Origin of the sequence: Ktedonobacter racemifer DSM 44963 (genome assembly GCF_000178855.1) — a bacterium.
Lineage (GTDB): Bacteria > Chloroflexota > Ktedonobacteria > Ktedonobacterales > Ktedonobacteraceae > Ktedonobacter > Ktedonobacter racemifer.
Map to the genome: position 1 here is coordinate 1157598 of NZ_ADVG01000003.1, position 16917 is coordinate 1174514.

At 54.0% G+C, this 16917-nt stretch carries 13 protein-coding genes; 7 read left to right on the top strand and 6 right to left on the bottom strand.

Annotated elements, in window-relative coordinates:
- Nucleotides 1–4: 4 nt before the first annotated feature.
- Both KRAC_RS34050 and KRAC_RS34055 read left to right on the top strand, forming a co-directional pair.
- Nucleotides 5–496, top strand: a complete 492-nt coding sequence (locus KRAC_RS34050; RefSeq protein ID WP_052568786.1) for a hypothetical protein — start codon at nt 5–7, stop codon at nt 494–496.
- Between the two features lie 719 nt (nt 497–1215).
- Nucleotides 1216–1665 (top strand): hypothetical protein, encoded by a 450-nt coding sequence (locus KRAC_RS34055; protein ID WP_007915244.1) that lies wholly within the window; start codon nt 1216–1218, stop codon nt 1663–1665.
- 181 nt (nt 1666–1846) lie between these two features.
- Here KRAC_RS34055 and KRAC_RS78550 read toward each other — a convergent pair whose 3' ends face one another.
- The 3 genes from KRAC_RS78550 to KRAC_RS34065 all read right to left on the bottom strand — a co-directional run bounded on the left by KRAC_RS78550 (nt 1847) and on the right by KRAC_RS34065 (nt 4709).
- Nucleotides 1847–1972 (bottom strand): hypothetical protein, encoded by a 126-nt coding sequence (locus KRAC_RS78550; RefSeq protein ID WP_007915245.1) that lies wholly within the window; start codon nt 1970–1972, stop codon nt 1847–1849.
- A 38-nt stretch (nt 1973–2010) separates the two neighbouring features.
- Nucleotides 2011–3201, bottom strand: coding sequence for a cytochrome P450 (locus KRAC_RS34060; protein WP_007915251.1), 1191 nt, complete (start codon nt 3199–3201; stop codon nt 2011–2013).
- A gap of 212 nt (nt 3202–3413) precedes the next feature.
- Nucleotides 3414–4709 carry a Gfo/Idh/MocA family protein gene (locus KRAC_RS34065; RefSeq protein ID WP_007915254.1) on the bottom strand — a complete coding sequence of 432 codons (1296 nt, stop codon included), beginning with the start codon at nt 4707–4709 and terminating at the stop codon, nt 3414–3416.
- A gap of 724 nt (nt 4710–5433) precedes the next feature.
- On the opposite strand from KRAC_RS34065, the gene KRAC_RS34070 reads away from it, so the two are divergent.
- Entirely contained in the window at nt 5434–6408 is a 975-nt protein-coding gene (locus tag KRAC_RS34070) for a L,D-transpeptidase (protein ID WP_040445535.1), read from the top strand.
- Nucleotides 6409–6656: 248 nt separating this feature from the next.
- On the opposite strand, the gene KRAC_RS34075 is transcribed toward KRAC_RS34070, so the two are convergent.
- On the bottom strand, nt 6657–8369 hold the full coding sequence (locus KRAC_RS34075; RefSeq protein WP_007915256.1) for an outer membrane protein assembly factor BamB family protein: 1713 nt from the start codon (nt 8367–8369) through the stop codon (nt 6657–6659).
- Between the two features lie 393 nt (nt 8370–8762).
- Here KRAC_RS34075 and KRAC_RS34085 point away from each other — a divergent pair, with 393 nt between their 5' ends.
- The 4 genes from KRAC_RS34085 (at nt 8763) to KRAC_RS76565 (ending at nt 13847) form a co-directional block, all read left to right on the top strand.
- Nucleotides 8763–9788: a phosphotransferase enzyme family protein gene (locus KRAC_RS34085; RefSeq protein WP_007915257.1), complete on the top strand. Its 1026-nt coding sequence runs from the start codon at nt 8763–8765 to the stop codon at nt 9786–9788.
- 288 nt (nt 9789–10076) lie between these two features.
- Complete coding sequence (locus KRAC_RS34090; protein WP_007915258.1) at nt 10077–12131, top strand: molybdopterin-containing oxidoreductase family protein; 2055 nt, start codon at nt 10077–10079, stop codon at nt 12129–12131.
- Entirely contained in the window at nt 12128–12730 is a 603-nt protein-coding gene (purN, locus tag KRAC_RS34095; RefSeq protein ID WP_007915260.1) for a phosphoribosylglycinamide formyltransferase, read from the top strand. Before KRAC_RS34090 ends, purN begins: the two co-directional genes overlap by 4 nt.
- Before the next feature lie 124 nt (nt 12731–12854).
- Nucleotides 12855–13847, top strand: coding sequence for a helix-turn-helix domain-containing protein (locus tag KRAC_RS76565; RefSeq protein WP_052568787.1), 993 nt, complete (start codon nt 12855–12857; stop codon nt 13845–13847).
- Between the two features lie 157 nt (nt 13848–14004).
- Here the strand turns inward: KRAC_RS76565 and KRAC_RS71975 are convergent.
- Together KRAC_RS71975 and KRAC_RS34125 are read right to left on the bottom strand one after the other, a co-directional pair.
- A protein-coding gene (locus KRAC_RS71975; protein WP_420795835.1) for an IS630 family transposase occupies nt 14005–15098 on the bottom strand; the annotation gives its coding sequence in 2 pieces (ribosomal slippage) (nt 14005–14720 and nt 14720–15098; 1095 coding nt in all).
- A 435-nt stretch (nt 15099–15533) separates the two neighbouring features.
- Complete coding sequence (locus tag KRAC_RS34125) at nt 15534–16748, bottom strand: alpha/beta hydrolase (RefSeq protein ID WP_420795843.1); 1215 nt, start codon at nt 16746–16748, stop codon at nt 15534–15536.
- Nucleotides 16749–16917: the final 169 nt, after the last annotated feature.

The following is a 16917-nucleotide window of genomic DNA, read 5'->3' on the forward strand; positions in this document are numbered from 1 at the left end:
AGAGATGTCTCCATTTGTCAATATCCGGTATGATTCCTTGGAAACGTTTATCACACCCAAAACCGGGGTTATCCACATCCACTTCGGCAACCTGGACTTCTCAGGCTATGGTCCCCTGAGTCATCAGCGCAGAGAGGCCCGTCTGGCCGATCTCTGGTCCATGTTCTCGCATATCAAGCGCTTCCATCCCGAGGCTCGGTTGGTCCACGGCTCCTCCTGGCTCTATAACCGCGAGGCCTACACACGCCTCTTCCCCCAGGAATATGCCCAATCAGCCACGCCCTACAAAGTTAGACTGATTGGGCGTGGCCTCTGGGGCCAGTTCCTGCGCCACACAGGCGAGGTCAGTGAGCCGCTGGTCGCGCAATTTCTAGAAAACGTCCAACGGCTCACCTCAATAGAAGACCTCTACGCCTGCTTCCCCTACCAGCTCATGCTTACCGAGGCACTTATTGAGCTATTTTATGACCTGTATGGCATCCCTACTCCTGCATAATAATGACCACGGGTCCTGGCCCCTCATGGGACCAGGACCCGTGGCTCTAAGGAGGTCAGGACGGTATCTGCTTGGGTATTGGTGTCGGCGTCGCATACGGGTCAATGTTCTGGTCGTCACCGTAGGCAAAAATCTTTGTCTTTAGATCTCTTCAAGCATACGTTTATAACGAATTAGAAAGGTGTAGATAATCTTTTCAGGCAAGTCTCACGAGTAAGGAGTCTGAGCCCAAAGATCCTCCCATAGACAAAAAATGCACCGCAAAACGGTGCATCCCTTATAGTACACTATGGGCAGAAGCGTAAGCGTTTTCTATGAGGAAGCAGAGTTGAGGAGTCTGTCAAGTATTTTGTGGTGCACCCTTTAACGGGTGAATGTGTAGCCTGAAAAGGCTCATCTGGATACCGACGCGAGGGGGAAGTGGTCTGCGTTGAGGAGTGGCACTCCTTGAGGTGGAAAGCCCACTGACAATGTACCGACCTCTTTGAGCCGAACGAAGAGAAGGGCTACCCCTGCGATCTATGCTGACGAAAGAAACCTGTGTTTGAAGCGTCTTTTTAAAGCTAAGCACTATTTACCTGGATTTGATATTATCTTATAATATCTCTTGCTTCCACATCTTTAGCTTAAAATCAACATGCATCAGCTTATGACGGGCATTTGCACAAGAACGCGAACATAATATTATTCAGTGCCTTTGGCAGGAAAGGTAAGTACTAATGAGTCAATTTGATGACGGCGACGAAGATTTGCATTGGGATGAAACAAGGCGTTGGGCAAATTTGCATTGGAATGAAACAAGACGTTGGGCAGAATACAACCGGCTGGAAGAGTTACGCCAACAGGAAGAGCTGCGCAAACAGGAAGAGCTACTCATGGAAGAGCGACACAAGCAGGAAGAGCTATATATGGAAGAGGAGCGACACAAGCAAGAAGGGCTACATATGGAAGAGGAAAAATATGTCGATGATGACTATTATCGATCCCTATCACATATGAGATATGATGACGCACGTAAAGAGCCAACCGGGATTGAAAGTTTTTATTTTGCGAAGCGGCCTCAAAGATCAGTAAGGTCAGCGAATGATGGCAGCTTCATTTTTCTCCTGGTTGCGTTGCTTGTTGGCCTGCTTCTCTACCTCATGTATACAGGGTCACTCCATTTTTAGAAATCAAATTATGAGAGGAAACGATAGTAACTGGTGAATTCACAAAGAAGGTAGTGTGTAGGATCCATGCTGGCATGGACTGCGAGCGTAGCGACCGTTCCTCGCCAGGTGATCGGTCAGGTGGCCAGAGAATCCATGCCAGCATGGACCCTACACACTACATGACTTTGCCTCTAAGCCTTCAGGCATGATGTCGCCAGCTACGCATCGCCCAGATCAGCGCACCAAGCAGGATCAGTAAGAGGTAGATGTGGTAGGCATAGGTGACAAAAAAGTCTACCAGTGCATGCTCAACATTTAGCATCATGTACACCTCCGTGATTTGCCCGGCGCTCGCGATTTGTGCTAAACCTCAAACTTCACGGGAAGACGCTTCATACCGAAGAGAAGGCTGTTACGCACCTGCTCAGGGGGTTCGTCTTCGGCGATGTGGATGGCTTTGATGCGCTGGGCAAGCTTTGTAAGAGCTATTTTAGTTTCCAGGCGGGCCAGGGGCGCTCCGATACAGAAGTGAATGCCATGGCCGAAGGATTGATGGCGATTGGGGTTGCGCTCGATGTCGAAGTGCTCGGGATCAAGAAAGACCTGCTCATCGAAGTTGGCTGAGAGACGGTTGATCTGCACATACTCGCCTGCCTGGATTTGCTCACCGCCGATCTCAACATCTCGCTTTGCCACACGCCCAAGCACAAGATCATTGGGGCCAGCGCGAAATGGCGGCATATAGCGCAGGATCTCTTCTACGGCGCTGGAAATCAGCTCGGGTTGCCCACGTAGGCGCTGGAAGGTCTCAGGATGCGCATCGAAACAGAGAAAGGCATTGCCCAGGATATTCGTCGTGGTAATATTGCCCGCGATGAAGAGGGTAAAACAGAAGCCGATCAACTCGTCATAACTGAGACGCTCGCCATCGACCTCCGAGTTGATCAAGAGACTGAGAATATCCTGGCGTGGCTCGCGCCTCCGCTCCTCAATCGAGCGCTCAAAGTATTCAGTGAAGAGCTTGTTGGCCTGCTCGGCCTCTCCATCGTCGCTGGTAAGTGCGTCATTCCAGGCCTTAAACTGGCGCCACTTCTCGCGCGGCATGCCCAGCATATCGGAGATGACCATCACAGGCAACGGATTGGCGAAGCTATCCATCCAGTCCACGCGCTTACGGGCAAGCACCTCGTCGAGCAGTTCGTCGACTATATGCTCGATCTGGGGCGCCATCTCGGCAATGGTACGGGCTGAGAAGCTTGCAGTCAGTAGGGAGCGCATCTGGCGATGGCGCGGCGGGTCCAGTTCGATAATGCTGGGCTGGTCTCTTCTGGGTCCCGGCCTGCGATCGCGATTGAGGCTACGTTCAGAGGAGAAGGTAACATAGTCGCTCTGCACACGCACCACGTCCTCGTAGCGGAAGACGAGCCAGCTCTTGCTCTCGTCATCAAACACAACCGGGTGAGATGCCCGCATCGAGCGGCACCATTCACGCAACTGCTCATGATAGACTCTAGGCTCGATACTCAGGTCATCGATAAAGGCAGGAAGACGCATAAAACCTGTTCCCCTTTCTTATGCCAACAAGACAAAGCAACTGAGAACCTTGTTTCATTATACGCCTGCATGTATCAATACCCGCTTGCTATGCACCGTCTTCAGCAGCCATGTTATATCTGCCTACCACGCGCCAGCGCCCTGGAAGGAGACGCAAACCACAGGTATTCCAGGACGCCCCATTCATTCTGTGAACCACTAGCCACTAAACATTAAATTTCATTTGCTACCAGGCGCTCGAAGCCCCAACGGCGTCCATACGCGTCCATCTCGATGACGCTGTGCTTGAGACGGGCCTCCTCGGCAGCGAAGGCCAGCAGGTGGCTCTGGACAGAGGTCGCGGCGGCCGTGAGGCCGGTTTCGCGCCCCTCGCTACGGACCAGGCGCAGGAAGTCGCGTATGATGCCAAAGTCACCGCCGCCATGCCCCTGCGAGCCTCCCTCATTGGAGAGGGTGTAAACCTTGTGCGTACCTGTACCAAACTCGTTCACTTCGATCTGGTTAGTGTCGCGCGCCATGGTTCCCCACATCTCGCCCTTCGTACCCATGAGCTTGATCTTGCGTGTCACGTCATCGGTGAAGGCACACATGGTGAAAGCAGCGGTGACATCGTTGTCAAACTGGAGGTTCACGACCTGGTGATCTACGACATCGTTGTCACAGTGATAGACACAGCGGCCATATGGTCCCTCCTCCAGGGCTTTCATCATGGCTTCGCGACTGGTATCGACACTGACGACCGAGGCGGGCCAGCCATCCTTGCCTGTCAGATAGAACTTTGGCGCATAATAGGCACAGGTGTGTGCCGCCGGGCAGCCATCGGTACAGCGCATGGGCGCTCCTGGAGGTGCGTTCTCTGACTTAAAGTGGGTCAGGGCGCCGAAGGAGGAGAGCCGCGTACAATCGGCGTCCGCGAGCCAGAGCAAGATATCCATGTCATGGCAGGACTTGGCGAGGATCATGGGGCTGGAGAGTGAGGTATTGCGCCAGTTGCCGCGCACATAGCTATGGGCATAGTGCCAGTAGGCAACGTTCTCGCTATGCTCAATCGAGATCAAGCGACCAATCGCCCCCTCATCCAGCAGGCGCTTGAGGGTGCTGAAGAAGCTGGTAAAGCGCAACACATGGCAGATGGAAAAGACGCGCCCGACCTCAGCCGCGTATGCTCCCATCTTCACGCACTCCGCCGGGTCCGGCGACATAGGTTTCTCCAACAAGACATGGTAACCCGCCTGGAGAGCCGCCATGGCTGGCTCAAAGTGCATACGGTCCTGCGTGCAGATCAAGACGGCATCGGCAAGCTTTGGCTGGCTTAACAGCTCACGCCAATCGGCGAAGACACGCTCAACGGGGAGATTATGCAGTTGCTGAAACTTCGTTCTACGGCCAGAATTGATCTCGGCCACGGCCACAAATTCAAGCTCATAGGGGTTCTGTAAGGCATAGCTACCATAGCTCTCCATTCCTCGCGAACCCGCGCCAATCAACGCAATAGTTACCTTCTTCATAAAGACCCTCCTTGCAAATAACTTCCACAGTTACCAATGACTATACCACCTTCCGCTACTGTTTAAGACTGCACCACATAGAGTTTTCGTGACAATGCATAGATCCACCCCATAGGTGCCAGACTTATGACTTTACTGGCGAATTCGTCCGGACAAGTTTGTCGGCTTGGAGAGCCCACCCATAACGCGAGATGGCTTCCCATCTCGGTAGGGACGCGCTAAAGCTAGTCCCTACCGGCCTGGAGAGCCACCTCACGCAATGGGCAACTCACCAAGCTCGGGCACTTGTCCGGACAAAATTTTCCAGCGGAGTCATTTATCGCGCCCAAGGCGATTTACCACAGTAGTACGGCACAGCAGGTATCTCCCCATAACCATATGGCCTCACTCCTCGTAATGGAAGCGCAAAAGCATACACATGTAACAATATGCCCTATTGCTCCGACGAATTATATGGAAGACCCAGCAAGCAGCAGGGAGGCTACTTGCACACGGAAATTGGATACACCAGTCGCTACTAGATAGGCCAATTGATATGCATAGACGCAAACTCACGCGACCAGAGGTGAGCAGCAACGTTCTTCATAAAAAGAGGTTGTCATGCTCTGCTCTGGCGCTGTTAATAATTGCACTCTTATTACAGGCATGCGCGGCAAGCAGCCAGGGCACGGCTTCCAGGTCGCAAAACAACCTGCATAAACAGTATGCCAGCAGACATGACGCTGTGGAACCGCAAGTGCTCTCGCCAATCACGCCCGCAATGCTACAGACAGCGCAGACAAAGCTTACCATTCTGAAGAGCAAGATTGATCAACTCAAAGCCCCAGGCAAGCAGAAAGACATCTACCTCCAGCATTACCGGGCAGAACAGGATGCCCTATACCGAGTCAGTTCGAGCCAGGATTATATCCAGGTCCTGATCCAGATTGATACAAATATTACTGAGGTCGAGAGTGAGGCCGCCCAAGGAAATAGCTATACACTCGTGGCAACTCTTCAGCAGGAGGCCCAGGACTGGGGTGACGCGCATAAATGGCGTGATGCATATGATCAGAAAGACTACCAGCTTGATAGTGGCTATCTGAGCCTGGAACGCGGCTATGGAGCCGTACCATATCTCTATAGAAGATTGGCCAGCGTCGGCTCTGCAGCTTATCCAGAAGTCAAAGATACCCTCTTACACCTCGCGATGCTGGAGGCAGACTTCGCTGATCCTACCCCCTATAATCAGGTTCACGCTACAGATAAGTACCTGCTGACATACTATCATCTGCAGAACAACCTGGTATTTGTGGTCTCTATGACCGAGCAAGCCATGCGTGTCTACCAGAATGGGCAATTGATACGCTCCTTCCTGGTAACCACCGGGCGCTATGATAGGCCCTCGCCTCCTGGACTCTGGAGCGCGGGAAACCACCTGACGCATGTGCCTTTTATCTCCTACGATGCTCCAGGATCGCCCGACTACTATGATCCCATCATGGTAAATTACGCGGTCCAGTTTCGCGCGGATGGCTATTTCTTCCATGATTCCTGGTGGCGTAAGGATTATGGTCCGGGAACACAGTTTCCCCATCAGGATTCAGGCAAGAACAAAGATGCCAGTGTAGGCAGCCATGGCTGCGTCAATCTACCAACAAAAGAAATGACCTGGGTCTATCAACAGGCCAGGGCTGGCACCAAATTTATCATCTACTAAGGGCACGAAACGTCATGCGCCGCTAACGCGGCGCACCACACCGTATAAAACGCGAATACAAGAGCTTTGTGGAGTCGTTTCAGAAGACGCTGCTAAAGCACGCGTCTACATATACTGGTACCAAGCAGGTCGCGTCCCATGATATGTAAGCGCGTGGAAACCTCGCCAAGTCCTCCATGTTAACATATGTGATTCATAACTTATTGGACGAAAATGGGAAGCCGATAAAGAAAATGATACACGCATCCTCATATGACTGGTATTGCTCGTAAGGGCCGCCGGAGCGAGGTCACATAAAGTCGCTTGCTGGCATGAGCGTCAGGCTCACAGGTTGAGGGTAGGTATTTTCTCGTACATCTTGTAAATAACATACCCATGAATTTTAATGTACTCATTAGCGGAGTAGAGGTACTTGTAACATACGCCACATAGACTTTGTCAGGCCCAACAAGATAGGCAATGTTGGCGTCCCCTTGGGCATCAGCAAGGTTCGGAGTACACCAAAGTTGAGCGCCGTCGTGAGTACTATGTGCACAAATCTTATCACCTGTACTGAGCAGAAGTTCTCCCTGAATGTACTCTAACCTGGAATAGTTGCCAGAGTTGACATTGTGAGACCAGATCTGGGAGCCATTACTGGTGTTGAAAGCAAGCAGCTGTTTATTATATTTATTGCCTCCCAGTGAGGCAGCGCCAGGAAATGCATAAATGTAAGCAACATTGTTCGTTACTGTTGCCGAGAGCAGAGTGCCACGTGTTATGCTATGCCAGAGCTCATGTTCATCCGCGCCGCGCAGAGCTTTCAATGTGGTCTGAGTCTGCATAGAAGACGCAGCGGTAATTGCCACGTAAGCTACTCCATTGTTGGCAGTCAGCAATGGAGGTTGATCACTGGTAATATGCCAGAGGACCTGGCCATCGCTGGAGCGCATGGCATACAGTGCACTCTGAGGCAGACTGTTGGCGCTGGCATAAACAATGCCTGAATCGACAAGAAATTGACTATCGTTGGGACTACCGGCATTAGGCTGAAATGGCAATGTTTTATGCCAAATGAGGGTTCCGTCATTCTCATGTAGGGCATAGATATTTGCTCCGACCGCCGTGTAGACAACCTGCTTCTGAACGACAAGCCCACTATAGGCTGATTTAGCCTGGTGAGTCGGGTAACTCCAGATGTTCTCCCCTGTCCCACCACGATAAGCATGAATGCTCCCATCTTCGAGCAGAACGATAACCATCCCCTGAGTTGCAACGGCAGATTGAGAGTGGCTGCCAGTTCCTGGGCGAGAAGAGCGGGAGGTAAAAAGCAGAATACTCCCACTGATCAGCACAGCGGCAACGAGAACTGCAGCCAGGGTTTGCAGTGTCAATCGTACTCGCTGCCAGCTTGGGCGCCGCGCATGAGAGATTGGGAGCCGCTGCCCTGGTATATTTCCTTCCTGGTTGGGATTTTCCTGTGGCGCAGGAAAATTTTGTTCTTGCGATTGATTTTTCAATTGATCCTCCTGTTGATAGAGATGGTGCATCTCATAAATCATGTCTTCCACCTCCTGTTCTGGCCCTGGTACAACCAGATTGACAACCTGCTCAAGGAAAGCACTTTCTCCGATATCTTCTGTCTTTGCCATCAGCGCACTCACGGGCGATTCGCATTGGGATTGCCTCACTATTTCGCGCCGTTTGCGTTTCAGCACGTTCGCTGCGACAGCGAGAAACCAGGCACGTGGCTGGCTGACGTTGGCAAAACGTTCGAGATGAGTTAATGTCTCAATCACGGTCTCTTGCAAAACGGTCATTGCCATGCTCCGTACGGCATCTCCATGCGCCAGGCCCATACGCGCAACATAGGAACTGATAACATCGAGGAAGAATGGAGTGTGCTCTTCTAAGAACTGTTGTAAAGAGCCCGGAACGCCTGGAGAAGCGTCCATTCTAGTTCGGCCCCTTGTTGTGCTCATCGTGAGACCTCTCACTCCTTCCCAATTCAATCTTTGGCGCCTGTGAAGATAGGCGCTCTATCTACTTGTCGCTTTTCAGACCGATTTTGTCCCACAGGGTCGTTTTCTGGATGGAAATGGGAAATACTGGTATGGCCCAGGGCAATTCGAGGAACGAAAATCTATTACCTGCCGTAGAAGCGCCCAGTGTGTTCGCCTACATAGCCCAGATACTCGTAGAGATGGGCTTGTTGATGGCACCACGGTGCAGGGTGGCTAAGCGGCCGATACGTTCTGTATGCAGGCATGAGGTATACTCGTACACCGTTGGGGCAGGTGATTGCTTGCGATACAGGTGATGCTCGCGTACAATGAGGGGAGACAGGAAGAACAAGAAAGCGAGTAAAAGAAGGCTTGCAGCCATTTAAAACACTTTCGCACCAGGAACAATTGCATCGTTTGCAGCATCTCGTCGAAGGCGTCCTCCCCCATTACGGTCTAGCGTCGGCCCAATCCGTTCTGTTGCAATATGAGGATAATGCTGTCTATCGGATCACTCCCCGTCCAGGAGAGCACTTTGTACTCCGTGTCAGCGCCGCCGATGCGCATAGTCCGGCAGCGCAACGCTCAGAGATGCAGTGGTTGATGGCACTGCGGCGTGAGACCGATTTGCTCGTCCCTGAACCCATCCCTAATGATGTTGGGGAACTCGTCACGATGGGGGCGGTCAGAGACGTACCAGAGCCTCAACCGTGTGTACTCCTGCGCTGGATTCCTGGGGAACCACCCACACCAGGAATAGAGCCCGCAATCATCGAACGCATCGGAGCCTTCATCGCTCAACTCCACCAGCATGCCGAGCAATTTGTTCCTCCACCAGCCTTTGTTCGACCATCGTGGGATTGGCAACGCTTGTTTGGGACATCATCCATGCTGGGGAACGAGGAAGTCCTCTCCTCTCTTGCTTCACATCAAAACGAAGTCCTAGCAAAGGTCGCTACCCAGTTGCAACATACATTGAGCCTTCTTGGGCAAAATGCCCCTCAGTGGGGACTCATTCATGCTGATCTTCACCGGGATAACATTTTGCTTCATCATGGAGCAGTCGGGGTGATCGATTTTGATGATTGCGGTTGGGGCTACTACGTCCTTGATCTCGCCTCTGTGCTTGACTCCTTTTTCCGTCGTGTCGTCGAGCACCCCAAAGACTACCTGCCGTTACGGGATGCTTTCTTGAGAGGATATGATAGCATCCGAGCCTTGCCAGTCGATCTCGATGTTCACTTGAGAACCACCAAAGTGATGCGAGATATGGTCAATGTCAACTTCATTCTCTCTTCAAAGAATGCCAGCGTGCATACATGGGGGCGAGAGCGTTTGGACCACATCATCGCCGGGCTGGAAGAGTACCTGGAGGGATCTTCTGATCTCGGGATCTAAAGACCCCATTATACAAATATTTACTCCCTACCGATCTGTTGCGGAAATACATGCATCTTCTCCGAAGAACATCAACGGAGCTTTCTACTCTGCCGCAACCAAAAGCCGATCCGCCAAGGATTTTTAGTCCAATGGGTAGGTCAGGTATGTGTCAAGAAGGTCTTGGCGAGGTTTCAGCGCGTGCTTTAGCAGCACGGCCTCCCACATTGCAGGAGAGTTTGGCAATTCATCAACGCATCTGATAGTATGGAAGAGTACTATCAGCTATAGCGAGATGGAGGGAAACCAATGCCAGCCAGGCGCCAGATCACAACTATGTGCCCAATGAACTGTCTACCTACGCAGTGCGGTATGACCGTCGAGGTTGAAGAGAATAAGCTCGTGTCGCTCAAGGGCGACGTCCATAACCCGGATAGCCGGGGCTTCCTCTGCATTCGTGGCAGAGCGGCGGGCGAGATTTTTGACAATCCCAAACGCTTGCTACACCCTCTGCGGCGCGTGGGAGCACGAGGCGAGAACAGGTGGGAAGAGTGCTCGTGGGACGAGGCGTACAACCTGATTGTTGAGAACATACAACAGACGCAGCCTGAGCGGGTTGGCCTCTGGCGTGGACATGGCGTGGGTACAACCGGGATTGCCTCGTCGATGATCAGTCGCCTGGGAATCCTCGCTGGTTACCAGAACTGGAACACGGGAATTGTCTGCTGGAACATGGGCGGCTATGGCCTGGGCCTGACCGGCACGCTGGAGACCCATACGAAAGAGGATATGGCGGCGAACTCACGCACTATTCTCTTCTGGGGTTCGACCCTCTCCAGCCAGCCAGGCACGGCGCCGCACCTGATCGAGGCACGCAAGCGCGGCGCGTACGTCGTCCACATCGATACACGACGCACAGAGATCTCGCGCCACGCCGATGAAGTTATTCTGCTCCAACCAGGCAGCGATGCCGCGCTGGCACTCGCCATGGCCCATGTCATCCTGCAAGAAGGATTGAGCGACCAGGCCTTTATTGATCAGCATACCCTTGGCTTCACGGAATTTGCCGCGCATGTCCAGCAATACACACCAGAATGGGCGGCGGAGATGACCGGAATTGAACCAGAGCGCATCCGCCAGTTAGCCCGACGCTATGCCACGGCGACGCCAGCGATGATCGTGCTGGGTGGTAGTTCCATGTATAAGCACCAGCATGGCTGGGAGGCCAGCCGGGCCATTGCCTGTCTCCCCGCCCTCACAGGTCAACTGGGTCTCGCGGGCGGCGGTCTGGGACCTCGCCACGGCGCCTCTCCTCGTAGCGATGGCAATGCGAATGTCATGCAGGATATCGTTGCCAGACCGAACCCCGCACCCATTCCCAGTCACATGCCAACGATTAGCGCGGCATTCCAGGATGACAAGATCGATGTACTGCTCGTACTTGGCAGCAATATGCTCTCCACCTTCGCAGACAATAATGCGTTAGCACGTGGGTTAGAGCAGATCAAGTGTATCGTCTCGTTTGACCTCTTTATGAACGAGACTGCCCGGCGCTATGCCGACCTGATTATTCCCGGCACAGCATGGCTGGAGGATATAGGTCTCAAGCAGACGGCGACACATATGTACCTGATGGAACGCGCCCTGGAGCCAGAGGGCGAGTGCCGCTCCCTGATCACTGTCTTGCGTCAGCTCGCAGACAGGCTAGAGCTAGAAAACTTCTTTCCCTGGGCCAACGAAGAGGGGTATATCAATGCCCTCCTGGCGAAGCAGCAAACACCATCTGGTAAGAAGCTTACAGTAGACGATCTGCGAGCGAGCGGAGGTTACTGGCAGAAAAGTGGACTTGAGCACATCGCCTACCTGGATCACCAGTACCATACGCCATCGAAGAAAGTCGAGTTCTGGAGCGAGCGCGCACAGGAAGTGGGCCTTCCGCCACTGCCAACTTATACAGCGCCCCAGAGAGAGGCCTATCCCCTGCGCTTCTGCCAGGGCCGCACGCTGACTGCCTTCCACGCCTTCTTCGATGAGGGACAAGCCCTGCCAACCCTGGCCAGGGTCAATCCAGGACCAGAGCTATGGATACATCCCCAGGACGCGCAGGCGCGTGAGATCGAGACTGGTAGCTTGATTGTTATGAATAACGAGCGTGGCAGCTTCGAGGCCAGAGCGCACATAACCGAGGATGTCCTGCCGGGCGTAGTCTGGATGCGAGATGGCTGGGCGGGCGTGAACCGCCTCACTAGCGGCGCGCCAGTCGTTCCCCTGGCGGCCAACGACGCGGTCGCGGGCATTCCTGGCGGCCAGGCCACCTACGATGCCTGGATTGAGGTACACAAAGTGGTCGGGATCAAGGCATGAGGCTAAAATTAGGCTTTCTCGCATCACATGGCGGGAGTAGCTTTCAAACCATTTACCAGGCCATACGGGCTGGCCAACTGGACGCCGAGGCTTGCGTTGTTATAAGCAATAATAGCAAGTCTGCGGCACTGGCCTTCGCCCGGACGGCTGGCGTGCCAGCTTATCACCTCAGCCTCCAGACGGAATCCACTCCCGAACTGCTGGATGAGGAGATCAAGCGTACCCTCCAGGCGCACGGGGTCCAGTTTGTGGTCCTCAGCGGATATATGAAAAAGCTGGGACCACAGACGCTCGCGACTTACCATCAGCGGATCTTCAATATTCATCCCGCCCTCCTGCCCAACTATGGAGGTCGGGGCATGTATGGAGATCATGTTCATCAAGCCGTGTTGGCGGCAGGCGAGCGCGAGTCTGGTATTACGGTCCACATTATAGACGAGCACTATGACCACGGCGAGACCATTGCTCAATGCAGAGTGCCAATCCTGCCAGGAGACACCGTAGAGAGCCTGAGTCAACGCGTCAAAGAGCGGGAGCCAGGCTTCTTCATCGAAGTATTGCAACACCTGGCTGCACAAAACACATTTATGGAGCGGTAGAGCAAAGCGTAGAAGCATGACATCGTTCTTTGTTCAATAATATGTTCATTCCTCCTTAAGGAGACGAAAGGATGCTAGTGCAATCGTTCAAAAGAAAGTAGGAAAGTAGCCGATATGAGAAGGTATGCAACCCATTTTCATTCGACCACTCACCGAACCCGAGCGAGCCCATATCGAGGCTCGCTTACGCTCCGGCTCAGCCTTTGTGCTACGCCGTTGCCAGATCCTTCTGGCTTCAGCCCGTGGAGAGCGAGCCATCGCCATTGCGCGGCAACTGGGCTGCGACGACCAGACGGTGCGCAATGTGATCAAAGACTTCAACGAGCAGGGGCTCGACGTGCTCAAGAAGGAGTCCTGTCGCCCTCATCGGCTACGCACCAGCATTGCCGACGAGAATCTGCCAGCCCTGCGCGATCTGCTGCATCGCAGCCCGCGCGATTTTGGGATCGCGCGCAATCTCTGGTCTCTCCCACTGGTGGCGCAGATCTGCTTGTCACAAGGACTCGTGGCTGCCCCGACCACTGCTGCCAGTGTCCGCCGTGCGCTCAAGCGCTTGGGGGTCAGTTGGAAACGCGCCCGCGCACTGGATCACCAGCCCCGATCCGCAGTATGCACGAAAAAAAAGGCTCGTGACCGCTTGATCGCGTACGCTCAACCCCGCTCTGATTGGGCCATTGGCTTCCTCGACGAGGGCTGGTGGAGCCGATTTGCTCTTCCACGCCTTTATGCCTGGCAAGACTCCGAGCACCCCGTCCGTTTGGTTGAGCAATCCTGGCAAAAGAATGATCCAGACCCAAAAGCATTGGCGTGCTATGGGGTTCTCTGGCAAAAGGGAACCACGGAGGAACCCGTGCGAGAGCAGATGTGGCTTCGTTTTGTCACAGGACGCCCGGTGAGTGAGATCACCATCCAGTTTCTGGACTGGTGTTGTCAGCAATTGGCCGCACAAGGCAAACGTCAGTGGCTCCTCATCTGGGACAACGCCTCCTGGCATGAAAGCCGCGAGAGTGCGCACCTGGATCAGAAAACACAACCTCGCGGTCAAACAAACGGGCGAAGGGGTACGGATTTTGCCTTTCCAACTGCCCACCAAAAGTCCCTGGCTCAATCCAATTGAGCCCAAGTGGGTCCATGGCAAACGCAATGTGGCCGAAACCAATGGGTTGCTTTCGGCTCATCACCTCGCTGAGCGGATCTGTGCCTATTATGGGTGTGCATATGAGCCACATTTATCTCTTTCCGAAAAGGTTTCGTAATCTTGCACTAGTATTCTGTCATGCTTCAATGGATGGGTAAAGACGCTTGAGCTTGATGCGCGCATCAGCCGTGGTAAAGCGCCAGTTGATGGTCACTTTTGCCTGGTTGCGCTCCTGCTGCCAAGCATCCACCTGAGCAGTAAGCGCCTGCATGTTGGGAAAGCGATCGGACAAGCATTGCCGTGCGAGAACGGACAGTTCGATCTCGGCCATATTCAGCCAACTCCCATGCTTGGGCGTGTAATGGATCTCCAGTTTTTCGGTCAGCCGTCGAGCTTCTGCGGGCTCAAAGACCTCGTAAAACGAGGAAGGCGTATGCGTGTTGAGATTGTCCATCACGAGCACAATTTTTTCGGCATGGGGGTAGTGAAGGTCAATCACATCACGCAGAAACAGCGCCCAGTCCTTTTTGGTTCGCCGCTTGCTCACGCGCACCTGGCACGCTCCCGTTTCCGGCTCCATGGCGAGAAACACGCTACACACTCCTTTGCGTTCATATTCGTCATCGACGCGCTCTGGCTCGCCGGCTTCCATCGGGATCGGCTTGCGCGTGTGAGCCAGCACTTGTTTGCTTCCCTCATCCATACACATCTTCGGCACCCGCGGATCATAGGGACGCTGGTACACTTCCAGCACATCCTCCATGTGATACACACATTCCGCATTCGCTTCTGGCGGAATGCAGAAAGGCTTTTTTCGCCACGGTTTCAGTTCATTTTTTTTAGTGTGACCCAGACGGTATTGTGGCTGATCTGATCAATGTACCCCAGTTGCACCAGCTTCTCGGCGAGCATCCGCATCGTCCAACGCTTTTGTCCCCCTTCCGTCTGGCTACAGGCCAGCGTGACCAGGCGTGCTTCCAGTTCTCCATCCATTTTCCGCTTCTGGGGCCGTTCCGGCTGTGGACGCCGCACCAGAGCATCCAACAGCCCTCCCTCAACAAAGCGTTTGCGCACCCGTTCTACTGTGGCCCTTCCGACTGAGAGCGCTTCGGCGATCTGCTCATCTGTCCACCCTGGCCCTCCCTCTGCCTGATCGGCTTTCAGTAAAATTCTCGCGTGTGTCTGACTGCGCGCTGTTGCCTTCCCTCCTGTCAGCAGGCTTTCGAGCATCTGGCGTTGCTGGGCATCTAACTGGACGCTCTACTTCTTCATGGAGCCTCCTTGAATGGATCTGTTTCGTTTGTCCTTCAAGGATACTCCATCTTTTTCAGCTCATCAAATCAAGGATGACAGAGTACTAGGTACGTTACCAAGTATCCTTTCAGTTGGTCTCTATCGACTCATACGTTTAGGCGCTTTTGTAGAGGACCTGGTAGCGAGCGAGAATGTGGTTGGAGTCTTCCCAGGTGTGCACATCGATAAGCCGCAGCGAGACTTCAGGCTTGCCCGCGAAGACGGGGATTCCTTATACGTGTAAAACTCTATCACTAGAATTTCGCTGCTGATAGAATTTTACACATATTCTGGGCCTACCTCTTGAGGGCTCATGCCACGTAGTCAACCCTTATCGCGCTTGAGGATGGAAACGAAGTGAGCGATCGTCCCTCACTTCGGCATCAGCCACTCGGCGATGTCGGCAACGACGGCCGGGTCGACGTGTTGCGCCGGTTCGTATTCCGTAGGCGTGGATGGACCTGTGCCGGAGAAGAAGAGATGGTTGTCAGCGTCGTAGACCCGGATGGTGACATCAGGCCGATGACCGAGACCTGCCTTCCACCGTGAGAGATCATCCTCGACAGTCACTTGATAGTCACGGCCACCCTGGAGAATGAGCATTGGTTTGTCCAGCGTTGCCGCAGTCATGACCGGATCGTAGCTGCGCAGGTCTAACCAGTACGATGCCGACAGATCGAAGGGTAAATCCCTGGTCGGCGTCGACGGGGACAGGTGAGGGCTGTCAACCATCGCGGCCTGTCGTGTAATCGTCTCGACCATAGCTTCCATATCTGGGCCGGGATAAAGTTGGGCGAGATAGCGAGTCACGCGGATGGCTGCGTGTTGCATTGGTTGCGCGTCACCGGCCAGGATGACTAAACCGGCAACGGACGCCTCGGTGGTGGCAACACGCGGGGCGACCTTACCGCCCATGCTGTGACCGAGGACGAAGACCCGTGCCGAGTCCACGGTCGGCTGTTGCTGAAGCAGATGGACGGCGGCAAGCGCATGCGGCACATACTCGTCAGTCATCGTGAAATCGCGCGTGTTCGCCACTCGGCGACTATGGGTGTAGGTTACCTTGTCGAAGCGTAATACCGCCACACCACGACTGGCCAGCCCCCACGCGAGATCTTTGAGAGGCTTGTTCGACCCGCTGGTTTCGTCGCGGTCGAATGGCCCTCCTCCGCTGAGCAGCACAACGCCTGGTCGTGGGCCGCGTCCATGGGGCAGGCTCAACGTGCCTGATACAGCAAGCGGGCCGGATCCGACCGTGACATCACGCTCGTCGAAGCTATCCGGGTCCGCGTAGGTCGGCTGGGTCCACGACGTGGCTGGGGGCGCAAGTCGGAAACCATTCAGGAGACCCTTGCTATCGACCGACATAACCATTGTGAGCTCACCATGCTCACACGTGACTGGGATACTCACGCGGACCAGCCCTTCTCCCATTTGATCGAGCAGCGGCTCCCCGATGGTGGAAACGGGGCCACTTTTGCCTATCTCGGCTAACCAGGCAACACGCACCGTCTCTGCAGATACTGCCGCCCGCAGCGGCGGCGCGAACAACTCCTCAATATCTGCGAAGCGCCCGTCCCGAGCCATCTCGACAACTGTAATGGCGATCACTGTCGCATCGGTTGTAGCCAACTTAGTAATCTCCTCTCTCGTTTTTGCGAACGTTAGCTCATAATCAGGTATTTCTTCAATGTCGGCTTCATGTCGCAGTCTCAACATTGAGAATGATACCACACAGTCTCAATTTTGAGAATAG